Below are 15,392 nucleotides of genomic sequence, written 5' to 3'. Positions count from 1 at the left end.
TTTCTTTGCAGGCAAAGCTTCGGTGGCGACCGAAGCTTTGATGTGTTTTTTGCGTTAGAGATGGCCTGACCTCATCGTCTATGAAAGACCGATCCGTGACGACACAGACCAATATCGCGCGAGAACTCCTGCTGCTGGCGTGTTTGTCAGCACTTTGGGCTTCCTCCTATACGTTTATCAAAATTGGCGTGGAAACCATTCCGCCTTTGACGTTGATTGCCGCACGCACGCTGATTGCCGGCCTTTTGCTGCTGACGATCATGCGATTGCGTGGTCTGCGCCTCCCGACGGACATGGCGACCTGGCGGCTTTTTCTGGTTCAGGCCTGTATCAACAGCGTGTTGCCTTTCACGTTGATCGCCTGGGCCGAGCAGCATATCGATGCCGGTCTTGCCGTTATTCTCAATGCGACAACACCCATCTTCACCTTTCTTCTCACCGCTCTTGTCGTCCGGCATGAGTTGGTGAGCGGGCGCAAGCTGTTTGGAACCATCGCCGGTATGACCGGCGTATGCCTCATTATCGGCCTTGAAGCACTCAATGGTACGGGCGAGATGCTGTGGGGCCAGTTTGCCATTCTGGCAGCCGCCTTTTCCTATGCTTGCGCGGCTATTTTCGGGAAGAATTTCAGGGGATTGAATCCAATCATGCCGGCTGCGGGGTCGCTGATCTGCGGTGCAATCATTCTGCTGCCCGTAAGCGTCGTCGTTGATCGACCATGGACGCTGTCGCCGTCCAACGCCTCGATTGCAGCATTGTTGTGCCTGAGTGTCTTTTCGACCGCACTCGCCTTCATGATTTACTTTCGGCTCATGCAGACGCTGGGCTCGGTCGGGACAACGTCTCAGGCCTATCTGCGAGTTCCGGTGGGTGTCGGTATCGGCATGCTGTTTCTCGGTGAGGTCCCAACTCCCGCCATGTGGATCGGGCTTGTCTGCGTCATCATCGGGGTCCTCGCCATGACGTTACCGCAGCGTCGGCGTGCGGCTGCCCAGAGTGGCTAGGCAAAGAAAACCCCGCAGGCTTGCACCTGCGGGGTCCGAGTTTTGTGTCAATGCGCCAGAAACGCTTTAGCGGTTGCGACCGCGATTGCCATTGCCGGATGCGCGCTTCTCGGGCGCGTTGCCGCCAGCCGGGGCGTGGCGGTTCGTGCCAGGCTTGCGAGCCGGACGGCGATGCTTGCGCGGACCGGCAGGACGGCCGGCTTCACCTTCAGCCTGCTTCACGCGCTTGAAATCCGACGTGACTTCGAGATCGTTGTCGGCTTCGTGCTCGCGGTGTCCATGGTGGCGGGACGGGCGGGATTCGCCGTTGTGACGTCCACCTTCGCGGGGACCGCGCTGGCCGCCGTTGTTGCGGCCGCGATTGTTGTTGTTGCCGCGCGACGGGCTTGCCAGCCCTGCAGGACGTTCACCCGATGCGACCGGAATTTCGATCTTCATCAGTTTTTCGATGTCGTGCAGCAGACGGGTTTCATCCGGTGCGCAGAACGCAATGGCAATACCATCACGACCGGCACGGGCGGTACGGCCGATGCGGTGCACGTAAGCGTCAGGAACTTCCGGCAGGTCATAATTGAAGACGTGGGTCACGGCAGGAATATCGATGCCGCGGGCAGCAACGTCGGTTGCAACCAGAACCTTGATTTCGCCGTCCTTGAAGCCCTTCAGGGCGCGCTCACGCTGGCCTTGGCTCTTGTTGCCGTGGATGGAGGCAACTTTGTAGCCGACATGCTCCAGGTGCTTCGAAAGCTTCTCTGCGCCGTGCTTGGTGCGGAGGAAGACGATGGCACGACCGTCCGGGTTCTCGGTCAGCGACTTCTTCAGAAGTTCAGTCTTGTCGTTCTTGCCGGCAACGAAGTGTACGTACTGCTCGACCTTGTCGGCAGCCTTGCCGGGCGGCGTCACTTCGACCTTGACCGGATCGGTCAGGTAGCTGTGAGCTAGATCAGCGATGGTCTTGGGCATGGTTGCCGAAAACAGCAGCGTCTGACGCTTGGCCGGAACCATCTTCGAAATCTTGCGCAGATCGTGAATGAAGCCGAGATCGAGCATCTGGTCCGCTTCGTCGAGGACAAGGTAGGTGACCTTCGACAGCGAGATTGCGTTGCGCGCGATCAGGTCCAGCAGACGGCCCGGCGTGGCAACGAGAATATCGCTGCCTTTTTCAAGCTGGAGCTGCTGCTTGTTGATCGATGCGCCGCCAACGACCTGGTTGATGCGCAAAGGGGTCTTGCGGACAAAGGAACGAAGGTTTTCGCCGATCTGGTTTACCAGTTCGCGCGTCGGAGCAAGGATCAGCGTACGGGCCGTGCGGTTTGCCGGGCGGTCTGCATTTTTCAGCAGCATTTCGATGATGGGAAGGCCGAAAGCGGCTGTCTTGCCGGTGCCGGTCTGCGCGAGGCCGATCAGATCGCGGCCTTCGAGAAGCAGCGGAATGGCCTTTGCCTGAATGGGCGTGGGGGTTGTGTAGCCAAGCTGGGTAACGCTAGCCACAATCTTTTCGGAGAGGCCGAGTTCGTTAAAACTGGTCAATAGTATCGCCTTTCGGGGCGCCAAAACAAAATCGACCGGAACAGTTGCTGCTGTCCGGTGGTTTCGGCGTCAAGAACCCCGCGTGAATTGGGAACTTGTGGGTTGGAATAACTCTCTGCGCATCAGTGCGGCAAATGCCGTCTTCTGTATCGGTTGCGCTTTTCCTTCATGCGTTGGAATATCTTGGGTTCGCTGCAGCTCACGCGGCTGCCGAAGGTGAAAGCTCAATCGGAGCATGTGGGCGTTTTGCGCTGCAAAGTCAAGCAATAGTTTCGAAAACGGGCCTTCGGACAACGCATGGCTGATATGTCGCGGCGGTGATTCGGGCGCGAACTCGCGTGCGTATGTGCCAGATTTGGGCATCAATCAGACAATTGTCGTTAACAATTGGTTGTTGTTCTCTCAAGTACATAGCAAAGGGTTGGTTTCTCCCCTAACGTTCTACGGGAAATTGTCCTGAACTATTTGATTCGACGGGATGGATTTGCGCGGCGTGGAATATCGTATGACCGAGGGCGGCGGGTTGCTGGAAAAAGCGTGCAGGGCGGTCGAAGCTCTGGATTTGCCCGCATGCATCAAGGACAGCGAACTGCGTTATGTCGTCGTGAATGCAGCATACGGCCGTTTCATGGGGTCGACGGTCGAGCAGCTCGCGGGCCGAACAACATCATCACTGTCCAATAACGCACCAAGTGCTGACCGCGAAGACAAGGAACGCCGATCTCTGGTATTTGCCACCGAGGAAGTGGTTTCCTGTTTCGGGCGCAGTGTACAGGGACGTTATGACGCTCGTTGCGAGCGCTTCACCGGCGACGACGGAAGTTTTTATCTGTTCGAAGTGTTCGAGGTCATGCCGGCTTTCGAGCCGGAAACCCCGTTCAGCAAGACCACTGCTGCGGATCTGTTGCTGGACAGTGGGGTGATCGATCTGATCGACGCCGGGATCGTCATCTACGACCGCGACGATCGACTTGTCTATTGCAATGCCCGGTTTGCGGAATTCTATCGCGAGCTTGATGTTGAACTGGCGGCCGGGCTGACACTCGAGAGTTCGCTGGAGTCCTGTTATCGCGCCTGCATGGAAACGGGCTATGGACCGGCTTGTGATGAGCCTGATATGCGCGCCTGGGTCGATGCAAGGCTGCGCGAGCTTTCCCTGGCGCATTCGGAAGCGGTCGAGCAGATTTGCGACGGGCGATGGGTGCGCGTTGTCAACAGACGGCTCGAAAACGGCATGCTGGTTGGCCTGCGTATCGACGTCACCGAGTTCAAGTCGCACGAAGCGCTTCTCAGCAAACATATCCGTGAAACCTGGCTGTTGCGTGAGGCGCTGGAACAATTGCCCGTCGCGGTTTTCCTTCGCGACGACCAGCGTCGGCTGACATTTGCCAATGCTGCCTATGAAAAGTTCGTGGGCGGCAATCTCGCCCGATATATCGGCAAGACCGCAAGCGAGATGTTTCCCGGAGCCGGAGATCAGTTTCATCGTGAAAACGAAGAGATTCTGGTAACGGGTGGGGCAATCGAGAAGGCTGAAAGCGTACCCCTGCCGGATGGTGGCTCCGTGCCAGTCATCACGCGGCTCGGAAGAGTCTCTACACCGGACGACGAACATTATCTTGTCGGTTCCATCACCGATGTCAGCGTTCTGAAAACGCGTGAAAACGACCTGATTGCGGCGCAAAACCACGCTGAAGAGTTGCACCGCCAGCTTGAGGCCATTCTCCATGCCTTGCCGGTGGGCGTTCTGCTCATCAATGCAGACCTCATCATCGAATATGCCAATTCGTGCTTCTACGACCTGTGGGGTGGGGTGGGGGAGGCCGGAGAGCTTGTCGGCAAGAGCTACCGTTATTTCATGGAGTGCAATTTCAAGAGTGGTCTCTACGACTACGGCGACCTTTCGTTTGAAGAGCTTTATGAGCAACGCGTTGCGCGCCTTCTGAACGAAGAGTTTTCTGCGCCGCGTGAGGTCCGCAGCAAAAATGGCAGGATGACGGTCATCTCCAAAACCCGCCTGAGCGGTGGCAAGGTTCTCAGCACCTACGCCGATGTGACGGAAGTGCGATTGCGCGATGCGGAAATCACCAAGACAAAAGCCGATCTCGAGCGCGTCGGCGAATATATGCAGGGCGCAACGCGGGCCATGGCGCAGGGCCTTGTTCTTGTCGAGCAAGGCACGATCATCATGTCCAACGAGGCGATGGCGGCGATGTTCGATGTCCCGCCAGAACTGCTGGAAAAGGGACGGAACTGGTCAGGTTTCTTTGCTTATTGTGCAAAGCGTGGTGACTTTGGCACCGCCGACGAGGCGGCGGCAACGCTTCGTGCCTGGAAAGACAGCATCGCTGCCAACATTCCGTTTTCCTGGCTTATCCATGTTGCCGGCAAGTCGTGGCTCAATCTGGAGGCGACCAACAGTTCTGGAGCCTATTGGCTGGTTATCGTAACTGACGTCACCGAAATGAAGGTGCGCGAAGCCGAACTGGAGCGTCTGCTGTCACGCGCCGAAGCTGCCGACCGTGCCAAGTCCGAATTTCTTGCCAATATGAGCCACGAGATCCGAACGCCAATGAATGGCGTACTCGGCATGGCCGAACTTTTGGCAAAATCCAATCTGGATACGCGCCAGAAAACCTTCACGGACATTATTGTCAAATCCGGCAATGCCCTGCTGACGATCATCAACGACATCCTCGATTTTTCCAAGATCGAGGCTGGGCAGATGAAATTGCGCAATGTGCCTTTCGATGCGGTGGAGGCATTGGAAGACGTCGTGTCACTCTTGTCTTCGGCGGCACTGGACAAGGACATAGAACTGGTCGTCCGTATCGACCCGTCCGTGCGCGGCAGGGTTATCGGCGACGCCGGTCGGTTTCGACAGATCGTTACCAACCTTGTTGGCAATGCGATCAAGTTCACCGAGACCGGCCATGTGCTGGTCGAACTGTCAGCCCAGTCGGCCGAGGCTTCAGAGGCGATTTTGACGCTGCGTGTCGAGGACAGCGGTATCGGCATTCCTTCCGACAAGCTGGAAACGATTTTCGACAAGTTCAGCCAGGTCGACAGTTCGGCGACACGCAGGCATGAGGGTACGGGCCTTGGGCTGGCAATCACGGTGGGACTTGTCGGGCTTTTCGATGGCGCCATTCACGTCGACAGCCGCGTGGGACAAGGGTCGACCTTCACCGTCAGCATTCCGTTCCAGGTCACCGAGCGACGTGACGATGTATCCGCTCATACGGTTTCGATCGATGACGTCCGCGTACTTGTGATCGATGACAATGACGTCAATCGCCGCATATTGACCGAACAACTGCATACGTGGGGCGTGGATGGCTATGCCGCTGAAAGCGGGGCTGCCGGTCTTGCCATTCTGCATGAGGCCTCTGTCATCGGCTTTGATATCGACGCCATCATCCTGGACTATCATATGCCAGTCATGAACGGGCTGGATGTTGTCGAGCGCATACGTTCCGATTGCCGTTTCGACAACATCGCCATCGTTTTCCTGACGTCCATGGATGTTGTTGGCGACGAAAGCCTGTTCACCGATCTCAATGTGCAGGCGCATCTGATGAAGCCTGCGCGCGCAAGGCTTTTGCGTTCGACGCTGTTCGACGTTGTGCGCGATGTGCGGCTGAAACGCGGCCAGCACGCTGGACGCTCTGACGGTTCAGCGCAAAGCGTGGAGAGACCGCGCGAAGACAATACGAAGAAAGCCGATCGGAATGAGGTCGTCATGCCCGCGCCTGCAGAGCGGGGGCGGCCGTGCCTGCTTGACGTGCTTGTCGCAGAAGACAATGACGTCAACCAGATTGTCTTCACGCAGATACTTCAGCAGACCGGCTTGCGGTTTCGCATCGTCAACAATGGCAAGAAGGCTGTACAGGCCTGGCAGGAGTTTAACCCTGCTGTCATTCTGATGGACGTTTCCATGCCCGTGATGAATGGCCACCAGGCCACGCAAGCAATCCGGGCAGAGGAGCGGGCTTCCGGGGGTGGCCGGCATGTTCCCATCATCGGCGTTACAGCGCACGCACTCGATGCCGATCGCGACCTGTGTTTTGCAGCCGGTATGGACGATTACTTATCGAAGCCGATCAGTCCGGAAATACTGGAAGGCAAGGTCGCCCAGTGGCTCGAGAGTAACGCGCCACGTCAGGACAAACCCAAGGGCTCCACTCAATAGGCACCTTGCAGCCAAGGACGATTGCCTTACCACGTCTTTATGCCACAGAGCATCTCACGCTTGCCGCCAAAGCCCTTGCGGCGTTCGATATCAAAACCGACGGCCTGAAGATTTCGTCGCACGAAGCCTGCTGCGGCATAGGTCGCAAAGCTGCCCCCTTGCCGGGTCTTGTCAAAAAGCGCCTGCATGATTTCCAGCGACCACATGTCAGGGTTTCTTGAAGGGGCGAAACCGTCCAGAAACCAGGCATCGAAGATCTCGTGGCGTGCCGTAATACCCTGCAGGGCATCGCCGCAGACGACGGTCAGGTGCGTTGTTTCGTCGAGTTCGATTTCGACGAAACCTTTCGGTTCATCCGGCCAGAGGGCAACAAGGCCTTGGCGTTCGGCGTCGACTTCCGGCCATCTCGATAGTGCACGGTCCAACTCTTCGCCCTTCATCGGATAAAGTTCGAAGGACATGAAATGCAGTTTTCTGTTACCGTCGCGCGTCAGCTTCCATTGCCGCCAAGTCTCGCAGAGGTTGAGGCCGGTGCCGAATCCAAGTTCGCCAATACGGAAGGTCTCATTGCTTCCGAGCCAACGTTCAGGAAGGCCGTTGCCGGCCAGGAAAACGTGGCCGCATTCGAGCCTGCCATCGGTCTGGCAATAAAAATGGTCGCCAAAGGCCAGGGAATAGGGCATATCCCCGTCGCGCCAGTCGAGCGCTGTATGGCCGGTAGCGGAAGCCGGATTGTCCTCGGAATGTGTCATGAGAGAAGCCGATAGTCCTGCTTTCGATCACCGTCAATCGCCAAGATTACCGGCTTCAGTGTCGCTGCTGATTGTCGGTGGCGGAATTATGGGGCTTTGGGCGGCCGTCAAAGCGGAGCGAATGGGCATCGATACGCTGCTTGTCGATGCCGCAGCGCTCGGAAGCGGCGCGAGTGGCGGTTTACTTGGCGCATTGATGCCGCACATGCCGGATCGCTGGTCCGACAAGAAGCAGTTTCAGTTCGACGCGCTTATCGACCTCGAAACCGAAGTCGCACGGCTTGAAAGCGAGACCGGATTGTCGGCCGGATACCGTCGATGCGGTCGTATCATTCCTCTGCCAAAACCGCATTTGCGAGGAATTGCCGAGCGTCACGAACGGGATGCTGAAGACAACTGGAAAACCGCTGATCGGCAATTTCACTGGCATGTCACGGATGTGCCTGCCAGTGGTGAAGCCTGGGTGGATCATGCCGCCGGCGAGGCAGGTTTCGTATTTGACACCTTGGCAGGTCGCGTGGCGCCGCGCGCGCTGACGGGTGTTTTGTCGAACGCCATCAGAAAAGCCCGGCATGTTCACGCGGCAGAAAATTGCAGCGTTCTGTCTCTCGATGCGACGCAGGGAAGGGCGACCTTGTCCTCCCGGCACGAGGTTCATTTCGGCCACGCCATTGTTGCAAATGGTCATCACGCCTTTTCAATGATCCGTGATGCTTTTGGTCAGCCAAACGGTCTGGCTCTTGGACAACCTGTCAAAGGGCAGGCAGCTCTTCTCGATGCGCGATGTGACCCTGAAATGCCGGTCATTTTTCTCAACGGCCTTTATGTCGTGCCGCATGAGGACGGAACCGTCGCGGTCGGCAGCACCAGCGAAGATTTCTTTGAGGTGCCCTTTACGACTGACGAGAAACTCGATCTTCTCGTTTCGAAAGCAAAAACGCTCGTTCCTTCGCTGGAAAATGCTGCGATCATCGAACGATGGGCCGGTCTGCGGCCGAAAGCAATCGGGCGTGACCCTATGGTTGGTAGCGTGCCCGAAATGCCGCGCATCGTCGCGCTTGCGGGTGGATTCAAGGTCAGTTTCGGCCTTGCCCATCGTCTCGCTGATGCTGCTTTGGCGGAGGTTTGCGGGCAAACGTCCACTTTGCCGCCCAGTTTTCTGTTGGGTGAGCACCTGCGTCTTGCGCAAGAGAATTTCAGTAAATCCTGATTTACGCGCTTCGCGTCGTCAATCTGTTACGCAAATCACTTAACTGCTGGCCAGCAACAAGGCCCGTTTAGCCGCATGTCCGGCGAGGTGATAAGCGCATGCGATACGCCATTCATTTTACGCCGTCTCCCAACGATCCGTTAACGCAGGCTGCTGCCGCGTGGCTTGGTCGTGACGTCTATTCCGGTCAGGCGGTTGAACCGCCCGGAATGATCGATCTCGCCATGCCGGATATTTCCTATCATACGGCTTTGCCACGACGTTATGGGTTCCACGGTACGATCAAGGCGCCGTTCCGTCTGGCCGAGGGGCATTCAGAAGCGTCGCTGTTGCGCGATCTGATGCGGTTCTCCGGCAAGCAGGAGCCATTCGTGTTGCCGCAGCTCGTTGTGGCCAAACTCGAGAATGTGTTCAGCCTGGTGCCCGAGAGGCCATGTGACGTCCTGCATTTTCTTGCCGCGAGTGTCGTTCAGGAATTCGATCGTTACCGCGCGCCCATCGGTGACGCCGAGATCGAGCGTGCGAATCCGGAAAGGCTTTCTGCAGCGCAGCTTACCAATCTTTATCGTTGGGGCAGTCCGCATGTCATGGATGAATTCCGGTTCCAGATGACGCTGACGGGCAGCGTTGAACCGGTGAATTATTCGCGGATCGAGCGTGCTGTCAAAACGGTGTTCGAGCCGTTACTGGCTCGGCCCATGCCGTTTGCCAATCTGGCCCTGTTCATCGAGGACGAACCCGGCGCTCCTTTCCGTGTTCATTCCTTGCATCCTATGGGTCGGGTCTCCGCTCGCAGGATTGCCTGAGGCATAATCAGCGAAATCGTACACAAAAAAGCATCGGAATGTCGGCAAAATTGCTCTCGACATTCCAAGCGTGAATGCTACCGTTCAGCGTCTTATTTGCAAGGTGGCTGAATGATCTCCGATAATTACCCGCGCAATCTCATCGGCTATGGCCGCAATGCGCCAGATCCGAAATGGCCGGGCGGCGCCCGTATCGCCGTACAGTTCGTTATCAACTACGAAGAGGGCGGCGAAAGCTGCATTCTCGATAACGACAAGGCATCGGAATCGCTCTTGTCAGAGATTGTCGGTGCGCAACCCTGGCAGGGTCAGCGCAACCTCAACATGGAATCGATCTATGAATACGGGTCACGGGCAGGTTTCTGGCGTCTGTGGCGCATGTTCACCAGCCTCGGCGTCACAACGACTGTCTACGGTGTGACGTCCGCGATGGCGCGCAACCCGGAAGCGGTTGCTGCGATGCAGGAAGCTGGATGGGAGATCGCCAGCCACGGTTATCGCTGGCTGGAATACAAGGACTTCTCGGAAGAGGAAGAGCGCAAGCATATTCAGGAGGCCGTTCGCCTGCATACGGAGCTGACGGGCGAACGCCCTTACGGCATGTATCAAGGCAAACCATCTGACAATACCTTGCGGCTGGTCATGGAAGAGGGCGGTTTCCTCTATTCGTCTGACAGCTATGCCGACGATCTGCCTTATTGGGTTGAAGGAGCTAAAGACGATCCTTTCCTGATCATTCCCTACACGCTTGAGACCAACGACATGAGGTTTGCGACGCCGCAGGGTTTCAATTCCGGTGATCAGTTCTTCACCTATCTGAAGGATGCTTTTGATGTTCTCTATCAAGAGGGCGTCGAAGGTTCGCCGAAGATGCTGAGCGTCGGCCTGCATTGCCGTCTCGTTGGGCGGCCTGGCCGCGCTGCGGCGCTGCGGCGCTTTATTGAATATGTGCTGGGGCATGAAAAGGTCTGGATTCCGCAGCGCATCGATATCGCTCGCCATTGGCACGAACACCACAAGCCAGGCACTGCATCATGATCGTGCGGCAGGACTTTGTAACCCGCTTCGGCGGCGTGTTCGAACATTCGCCCTTCATTGCCGAGCGTGCTTTTGACGCCGGAGCGATCTCCGAACCGTTGACGGCAAATGTCGTCCACGACGCGCTTTGCACACAGTTTCGCGCAGCGTCGGAACCAGAGAGGCTCGGTGTCTTGCGTGCTCATCCCGATCTTGCCGGCAAGCTCGCGATTGCTGGCGAGTTGACGGAGGATAGCCGCAACGAGCAGGCTGGGGCTGGGCTCGACCGCTTGTCGCCTGAAGAGCATGCGCGCTTCACGGCACTCAATTCTGCTTACACACAGAAATTCGGTTTCCCTTTCATCATTGCGGTCAAGGGTCTGAACAGACAGGATATCCTTTCAGCCTTCGAAAACCGCATCGACAACAGCCCGGAGGATGAATTTTCGACTGCCACCGCGCAGGTCGAGAAAATCGCCTGGCTGCGTCTGTCCTCGATGTTGCCGAGTGCTTGAAGGGGCGGACCGATATGAAAGAGGATGGTCTTTTATCCTATCTCGATGACATGAGGCTGGCGGCCAACAAGGCCCGGCTTTTTCTGCGCGGCATCAACGAGCAGGAATTCAATGCCGACGAACGAACCCAGATGGCGATCATGATGGCACTTGCGCTGATCGGTGAAGCGGCCTCAAGGATAGATACACTCTATCCGGCATTCGTCAGCGACCACCCGGAGATTGCATGGTCCAAGATCAGGGCAATGAAAAATCTGATTGCGTACGATCACTATCGCGCCGAACTCCCACTGTTGTGGCGTACGGCCTCTGTCAGCATTCCTGAACTGCTCGACCAACTCGATCTCATCCGCGACTGGCATACACAAGGTGAATGACGTTTGACTGATTTCCTGGAAATCCGCCCCCTGACCAAAGAGGCATTCGCGTCGTTCGGCGATGTCATCGAACCAACCCCATCCTCGATGCGGCTTATCAATGGTGGTCAGACCGAGAGACATCATGCGCTTGCGGCACCAGAAGCCGCCGGGGAGGGTGCGCATATTGTTCTCAATATCTTTCGTGGCCAGCCGCGTCGGTTTCCGCATGCCATCGAGATGATGGAGCGGCATCCGCTTGGCAGCCAGAGTTTTTCGCCGCTTTCTGGTCGGCCGTTTCTGGTTGTGGTGGCAGAAGACGAGGGCGGACGTCCAGGTGAGCCTCAGGTGTTTCTGGCGCGTGGTGATCAGGGTGTAAATTACCGGCGCAATACGTGGCATTACCCCTTGATGCCGTTGCAGAACGTGTCGGATTTTATCGTTGCCGATCGTGATGGGCCGGGTAACAATCTGGAAGAGTATTTTTTCGACGAACCCTACATGATCGCGGAGCCTGCCCTATGACCGGTTTGACAACCCACGTTCTCGACGCGGCCCACGGCACACCCGCAGAAGGCTTGCAAATCGATCTTTATCGGCTTGATGGTGAAACACGCGAGAAGCTGAAAACGGTGACGACCAACAGTGACGGGCGCGTCGATGGTGGACCGCTGCTGATTGGCGACAACTTCAAAAAAGGGCAATACGAACTCATCTTCCATGCCGGCGACTATTTGCGCGCCAAAGGTATTGTCTTGCCTGAACCAGCCTTTCTGGATGTCATTCCGATCCGTTTCGGTATTGCCGACGAAAGCGGGCACTATCATGTGCCGCTCCTGCTTTCGCCCTTCAGCTATTCGACCTACCGCGGAAGTTAAGTGTCATGATCTTTGCCGCCATCGCCGACATCCACGGAAACTGCGCGGCGCTGGAGGCCGTTCTTGAGGATATCGCCAAACAGGGCATCAGCGATATCGTCAATCTTGGCGATTGCTTCAGCGGTCCGCTGGAAGCCGGTTTTACGGGCGATCTTCTGCTTCGCAAGTGGATACCCTCGGTTCGCGGCAATCATGATCGGGAATTGATAGATCGCGCACCGGAAGAGATGGGGAGCTGGGAGAAACCCGCTTATGCGCAACTGACGGAAGCGCATCTGGACTGGTTGCGGACCTTGCCGTTCAGTCTGGTGTTTCAGGACGTTGCCTATTGCTGTCATGGGTCGCCGCGCGACGATCTCGAATATTGGCTTGAGACACTTTCGCCGGAAGGGGTGCTGAAGCTTCGGCCTCTGGCCGAAATCGAGGCCATGGCAGAGGGTGTTTCCGAGCCGCTGATGTTGTGCGGCCATACGCATGTTCAGCGCATGGTTCAGCTTTCCGATGGCCGATTGATCGTTAATCCCGGCAGTGTCGGCTGCCCCGGCTGGAGAGACAACGCGCCGTTCGATCATCATGTCGAGGCCGGTCATCCGCTTGCGAGCTACGCCGTTCTGGAAAAGACGCACAGAGGCTGGCAGGCGCATTTCCGGCAGGTGCGTTATGACAATCTTGCCATGGCTGAAATGGCGCGGGCAAACGGCATTGACTATCTCGCCAATGCCCTGGCCACCGGCTGGCTGAAGACCTGACCTGTCAGCCCTCGCTCGTCATCACCACGCAGGAGTAGGACTGCGCCTTCAATGCCTTGCAGGCCGAAACTGCGGAGGACTGGTCCTCGAACCCGGTGAAACGGGCGCGGTAAAGTGTTGCCGATCCGCTTTGAACAGCCTCGGTATAGGGGGCAATGCCTGTGTGGCTTCCCGCAATGTTGCTTTGCGCGTTGGCCAGCAGCGAGCGCGCGGCAGATTCCGAGTCCGTTGCTGCAATCTGAACTTCCCAGCGGCTGCGTTGGGAGGCCGGTGTCGGAATGGCAGACACTTGCATCATGTCGGCCATCTGGCTGTTTGCCGTGGCAATCTGCATGGCGACAGGATCCTGGCGGCGCTCTGCAAACATCGGCAGAGGTACAGTCGCCGGTGGCACATCGAAGGTGCGGCTGACGCTGGCGCTGGCAACGAGCTGTTCGGCGGCGCGACCGCGCGAGGCCTGCGGTACAGCCTTGTCCAGCAGCGCTGCCATCTGCGCATCACGGCTACGGGCCGTCTTGCCGCCAAGCACGACGCCTACGACGCTACGGCCATTGTGATTGACGGCACTGACCAGGTTGAAGCCGGAGGCGTTCGTGTAACCTGTTTTGATGCCATCTACGCCTCTGTAGCTTGCCAGAAGACGATTGTGCCCCCGGATGGTCTGGCCGCGGAACTTGAAAGACTGGGTGGCGAAAAGCCGATATTCTCTAGGGAAGTCCCGCTGAAGGGCGAGGCCGAGTTTGGCCATATCGCGCGCGGTGGTGACCTGCGTTTTGCTTGGCAGGCCGGACGCATTGCGGAACACGGTTTTCGACATACCCAATTGGCGGGCCTTGCGGGTCATCATCTGCGCAAACTTCGCTTCAGATCCGCCCAGGTGATCGCCCATGCCCTCCGCCATGTCATTCGCGGACTTTACGATCATGCCATAAACGGCTTCGCGCACGGTGAAGGTGGTGCCAGCCTTGACCCACAGTTTCGAGGGAACAGCGGCCGCGCCGTGTTTTGACATGGTGATGCGCTGATCCCATCTCAGGCGGCCGTTGTGCAGCGCCTCGAAAGTCATGTAGAGCGTCATCATCTTCGTGAGAGAGGCAGGGTGGTTGAGGACATCCGCGTTGCGCGAGGCCAGCACCTTGCCGGTGTTTGCATCCATGATGAAGTGCGCATAACCGGCCATAGCCGGCTTTGCCTGCAAAGAGAGGATCGCGCAAAAGAAGGCGAGTGCGAAAACCCATGCTCCCGCCATTCCCCGTTTGATCGTTCCCGACATTTTCCGCCCCTTCAAATCTGTTGGCCGCCTGAAAGCCTGTTTCCGGCGCATTTTTACTGACACATTCCGGCAACAAAACCGCTAAAACTTTAGAGATAGCTTTCATGCTTAATTAAGTATGAATTTCCGCCAATGTGGTGAACCTCTCGTCCCCTTGAAAAGAAACCGTCCGTCCGGTATGTTTATTGCCATGACAAATGCACATGAGCGAAAGAAGCAGCCCGAACTCGTTCGTCGCAATCTTCTCGATTGCGCAGCGAAACTTGCTGCCGATCAAGGGGTTTCGGCGATTTCCATCCAGGCCGTTGCTGATGCGGCGGGCGTGACGAAGGGCGGATTGTTTCATCACTTCGCCTCAAAGCAGGTCCTGCTCGAAGCGGTGATGGCCGACCTTTTGATGGCGTTAGACGCGGAAATAGACGGGTTGGTCTCACAGGATTGTGAAGCTCACGGATGCTTCACGCGTGCCTATGTGAATGCGGTTTTCGCCGATCGAGAGCGCGATTCGGGCAAACAATGGGCGGCAATCTCGGTTTCGATGATTGGAGAACCGTCGCTGCGGAGCATGTGGTCGACATGGCTTGCAGAGCGTCTTGTCCGTCACAAAGACACGGATAACACGCCCCAGCTTGAAGCTGTTCGGCTTGCTGCCGATGGCGTCTGGCTTGCCGACCTGCTGGCCGATGATGGTGGGGCAGGCGATGATCGCGCCGCACTTCATGCATTGCTGATTACGCAAACGGAAAAGGGAAAAGGACGATGAATGCGGTGATGTTGACCTACGGAGCGCTTGTCGCGGCCATAGTCTGCGAGGTCATCGCGACGTCTTTCCTGCAGCAATCGCAGCAGTTTACCAGGCTGTTGCCGACGCTCCTGATGGCATTGTTCTATGGCGCGGCTTTTTATCTGCTGTCGATCACGCTGCGCACCCTGCCGGTCGGCGTTGCCTACGCGATCTGGAGCGGTCTCGGCATCGTCCTGATTTCGGCCATCGGCTATTTCGTGTTCCGGCAGACGCTGGATCTGCCGGCCGTGATCGGTCTTAGCCTCATTATCGCCGGGGTCGTGGTTGTGAACGTGTTCTCAAAGACGGTCGGACATTAAGGGCGG

Annotated in this window: 15 protein-coding genes; 12 read left to right on the top strand and 3 right to left on the bottom strand. The window is 57.2% G+C overall.

Annotated features, from left to right (window positions below; translation table 11 throughout):
- The first annotated feature begins 95 nt into the window (after nucleotides 1-95).
- Entirely contained in the window at nucleotides 96-1,004 is a 909-nt protein-coding gene (locus tag FY156_12470; protein UXS02221.1) for an EamA family transporter, read from the top strand.
- Nucleotides 1,005-1,070: 66 nt separating this feature from the next.
- Here FY156_12470 and FY156_12465 read toward each other — a convergent pair whose 3' ends face one another.
- Nucleotides 1,071-2,534 (bottom strand): DEAD/DEAH box helicase, encoded by a 1,464-nt coding sequence (locus tag FY156_12465; GenBank protein ID UXS02220.1) that lies wholly within the window; start codon nucleotides 2,532-2,534, stop codon nucleotides 1,071-1,073.
- A 505-nt stretch (nucleotides 2,535-3,039) separates the two neighbouring features.
- On the opposite strand from FY156_12465, the gene FY156_12460 reads away from it, so the two are divergent.
- Complete coding sequence (locus FY156_12460) at nucleotides 3,040-6,726, top strand: response regulator (GenBank protein ID UXS02219.1); 3,687 nt, start codon at nucleotides 3,040-3,042, stop codon at nucleotides 6,724-6,726.
- 26 nt (nucleotides 6,727-6,752) lie between these two features.
- Here the strand turns inward: FY156_12460 and mnmD are convergent, their stop codons facing one another.
- Entirely contained in the window at nucleotides 6,753-7,478 is a 726-nt protein-coding gene (gene mnmD / locus FY156_12455) for a tRNA (5-methylaminomethyl-2-thiouridine)(34)-methyltransferase MnmD (protein ID UXS02218.1), read from the bottom strand.
- Here mnmD and FY156_12450 point away from each other — a divergent pair.
- The 8 genes from FY156_12450 to FY156_12415 all read left to right on the top strand — a co-directional run bounded on the left by FY156_12450 (nucleotide 7,477) and on the right by FY156_12415 (nucleotide 13,009).
- Nucleotides 7,477-8,688 (top strand): FAD-binding oxidoreductase, encoded by a 1,212-nt coding sequence (locus FY156_12450; protein UXS02217.1) that lies wholly within the window; start codon nucleotides 7,477-7,479, stop codon nucleotides 8,686-8,688. The genes mnmD and FY156_12450 overlap by 2 nt on opposite strands.
- A gap of 98 nt (nucleotides 8,689-8,786) precedes the next feature.
- Entirely contained in the window at nucleotides 8,787-9,494 is a 708-nt protein-coding gene (locus FY156_12445) for a DUF1045 domain-containing protein (GenBank protein UXS02216.1), read from the top strand.
- A gap of 111 nt (nucleotides 9,495-9,605) precedes the next feature.
- Nucleotides 9,606-10,532, top strand: coding sequence for an allantoinase PuuE (puuE, locus tag FY156_12440; GenBank protein ID UXS02215.1), 927 nt, complete (start codon nucleotides 9,606-9,608; stop codon nucleotides 10,530-10,532).
- Entirely contained in the window at nucleotides 10,529-11,026 is a 498-nt protein-coding gene (gene uraD, locus FY156_12435; GenBank protein UXS02214.1) for a 2-oxo-4-hydroxy-4-carboxy-5-ureidoimidazoline decarboxylase, read from the top strand. The genes puuE and uraD overlap by 4 nt, the downstream gene beginning before the upstream one ends.
- A gap of 14 nt (nucleotides 11,027-11,040) precedes the next feature.
- Nucleotides 11,041-11,403, top strand: coding sequence for a DUF86 domain-containing protein (locus FY156_12430; protein ID UXS02213.1), 363 nt, complete (start codon nucleotides 11,041-11,043; stop codon nucleotides 11,401-11,403).
- Between the two features lie 3 nt (nucleotides 11,404-11,406).
- The gene (locus FY156_12425; protein ID UXS02212.1) at nucleotides 11,407-11,907 is read left to right on the top strand and encodes an ureidoglycolate lyase; all 501 of its coding nucleotides are present in this window, start codon (nucleotides 11,407-11,409) and stop codon (nucleotides 11,905-11,907) included.
- Nucleotides 11,904-12,260: a hydroxyisourate hydrolase gene (uraH, locus tag FY156_12420; GenBank protein ID UXS02211.1), complete on the top strand. Its 357-nt coding sequence runs from the start codon at nucleotides 11,904-11,906 to the stop codon at nucleotides 12,258-12,260. Before FY156_12425 ends, uraH begins: the two co-directional genes overlap by 4 nt.
- A gap of 5 nt (nucleotides 12,261-12,265) precedes the next feature.
- Nucleotides 12,266-13,009, top strand: coding sequence for a metallophosphoesterase family protein (locus tag FY156_12415; protein ID UXS02210.1), 744 nt, complete (start codon nucleotides 12,266-12,268; stop codon nucleotides 13,007-13,009).
- Nucleotides 13,010-13,013: 4 nt separating this feature from the next.
- Here the strand turns inward: FY156_12415 and FY156_12410 are convergent, their stop codons facing one another.
- Complete coding sequence (locus FY156_12410; protein UXS03135.1) at nucleotides 13,014-14,258, bottom strand: D-alanyl-D-alanine carboxypeptidase; 1,245 nt, start codon at nucleotides 14,256-14,258, stop codon at nucleotides 13,014-13,016.
- 202 nt (nucleotides 14,259-14,460) lie between these two features.
- On the opposite strand from FY156_12410, the gene FY156_12405 reads away from it, so the two are divergent.
- The gene (locus tag FY156_12405; protein ID UXS02209.1) at nucleotides 14,461-15,045 is read left to right on the top strand and encodes a TetR/AcrR family transcriptional regulator; all 585 of its coding nucleotides are present in this window, start codon (nucleotides 14,461-14,463) and stop codon (nucleotides 15,043-15,045) included.
- On the top strand, nucleotides 15,042-15,386 hold the full coding sequence (locus FY156_12400) for a multidrug efflux SMR transporter (GenBank protein UXS02208.1): 345 nt from the start codon (nucleotides 15,042-15,044) through the stop codon (nucleotides 15,384-15,386). Before FY156_12405 ends, FY156_12400 begins: the two co-directional genes overlap by 4 nt.
- The last annotated feature ends 6 nt before the right edge of the window (nucleotides 15,387-15,392 follow it).

It is taken from the genome of Agrobacterium tumefaciens (assembly GCA_025559845.1).
Taxonomy (GTDB): Bacteria; Pseudomonadota; Alphaproteobacteria; order Rhizobiales; family Rhizobiaceae; genus Agrobacterium.
The sequence above is the reverse complement of the archived record's forward strand: the minus strand, read 5'-3'. Positions and strand labels throughout refer to the sequence as shown.

What these genes read in the sequence shown, in the direction of transcription:
- FY156_12450 (UXS02217.1), top strand. Translation starts at nt 7,477, where the DNA reads ATGAGAGAAGCCGATAGTCCTGCTTTCGATCACCGTCAATCGCCAAGA.
- mnmD (UXS02218.1), bottom strand. Translation starts at nt 7,478, where the DNA reads ATGACACATTCCGAGGACAATCCGGCTTCCGCTACCGGCCATACAGCG.
- FY156_12400 (UXS02208.1), top strand. Translation starts at nt 15,042, where the DNA reads ATGAATGCGGTGATGTTGACCTACGGAGCGCTTGTCGCGGCCATAGTC.
- uraD (UXS02214.1), top strand. Translation starts at nt 10,529, where the DNA reads ATGATCGTGCGGCAGGACTTTGTAACCCGCTTCGGCGGCGTGTTCGAA.
- puuE (UXS02215.1), top strand. Translation starts at nt 9,606, where the DNA reads ATGATCTCCGATAATTACCCGCGCAATCTCATCGGCTATGGCCGCAAT.
- FY156_12430 (UXS02213.1), top strand. Translation starts at nt 11,041, where the DNA reads ATGAAAGAGGATGGTCTTTTATCCTATCTCGATGACATGAGGCTGGCG.
- FY156_12445 (UXS02216.1), top strand. Translation starts at nt 8,787, where the DNA reads ATGCGATACGCCATTCATTTTACGCCGTCTCCCAACGATCCGTTAACG.
- FY156_12460 (UXS02219.1), top strand. Translation starts at nt 3,040, where the DNA reads ATGACCGAGGGCGGCGGGTTGCTGGAAAAAGCGTGCAGGGCGGTCGAA.
- FY156_12405 (UXS02209.1), top strand. Translation starts at nt 14,461, where the DNA reads ATGTTTATTGCCATGACAAATGCACATGAGCGAAAGAAGCAGCCCGAA.
- FY156_12410 (UXS03135.1), bottom strand. Translation starts at nt 14,258, where the DNA reads ATGGCGGGAGCATGGGTTTTCGCACTCGCCTTCTTTTGCGCGATCCTC.
- FY156_12415 (UXS02210.1), top strand. Translation starts at nt 12,266, where the DNA reads ATGATCTTTGCCGCCATCGCCGACATCCACGGAAACTGCGCGGCGCTG.
- uraH (UXS02211.1), top strand. Translation starts at nt 11,904, where the DNA reads ATGACCGGTTTGACAACCCACGTTCTCGACGCGGCCCACGGCACACCC.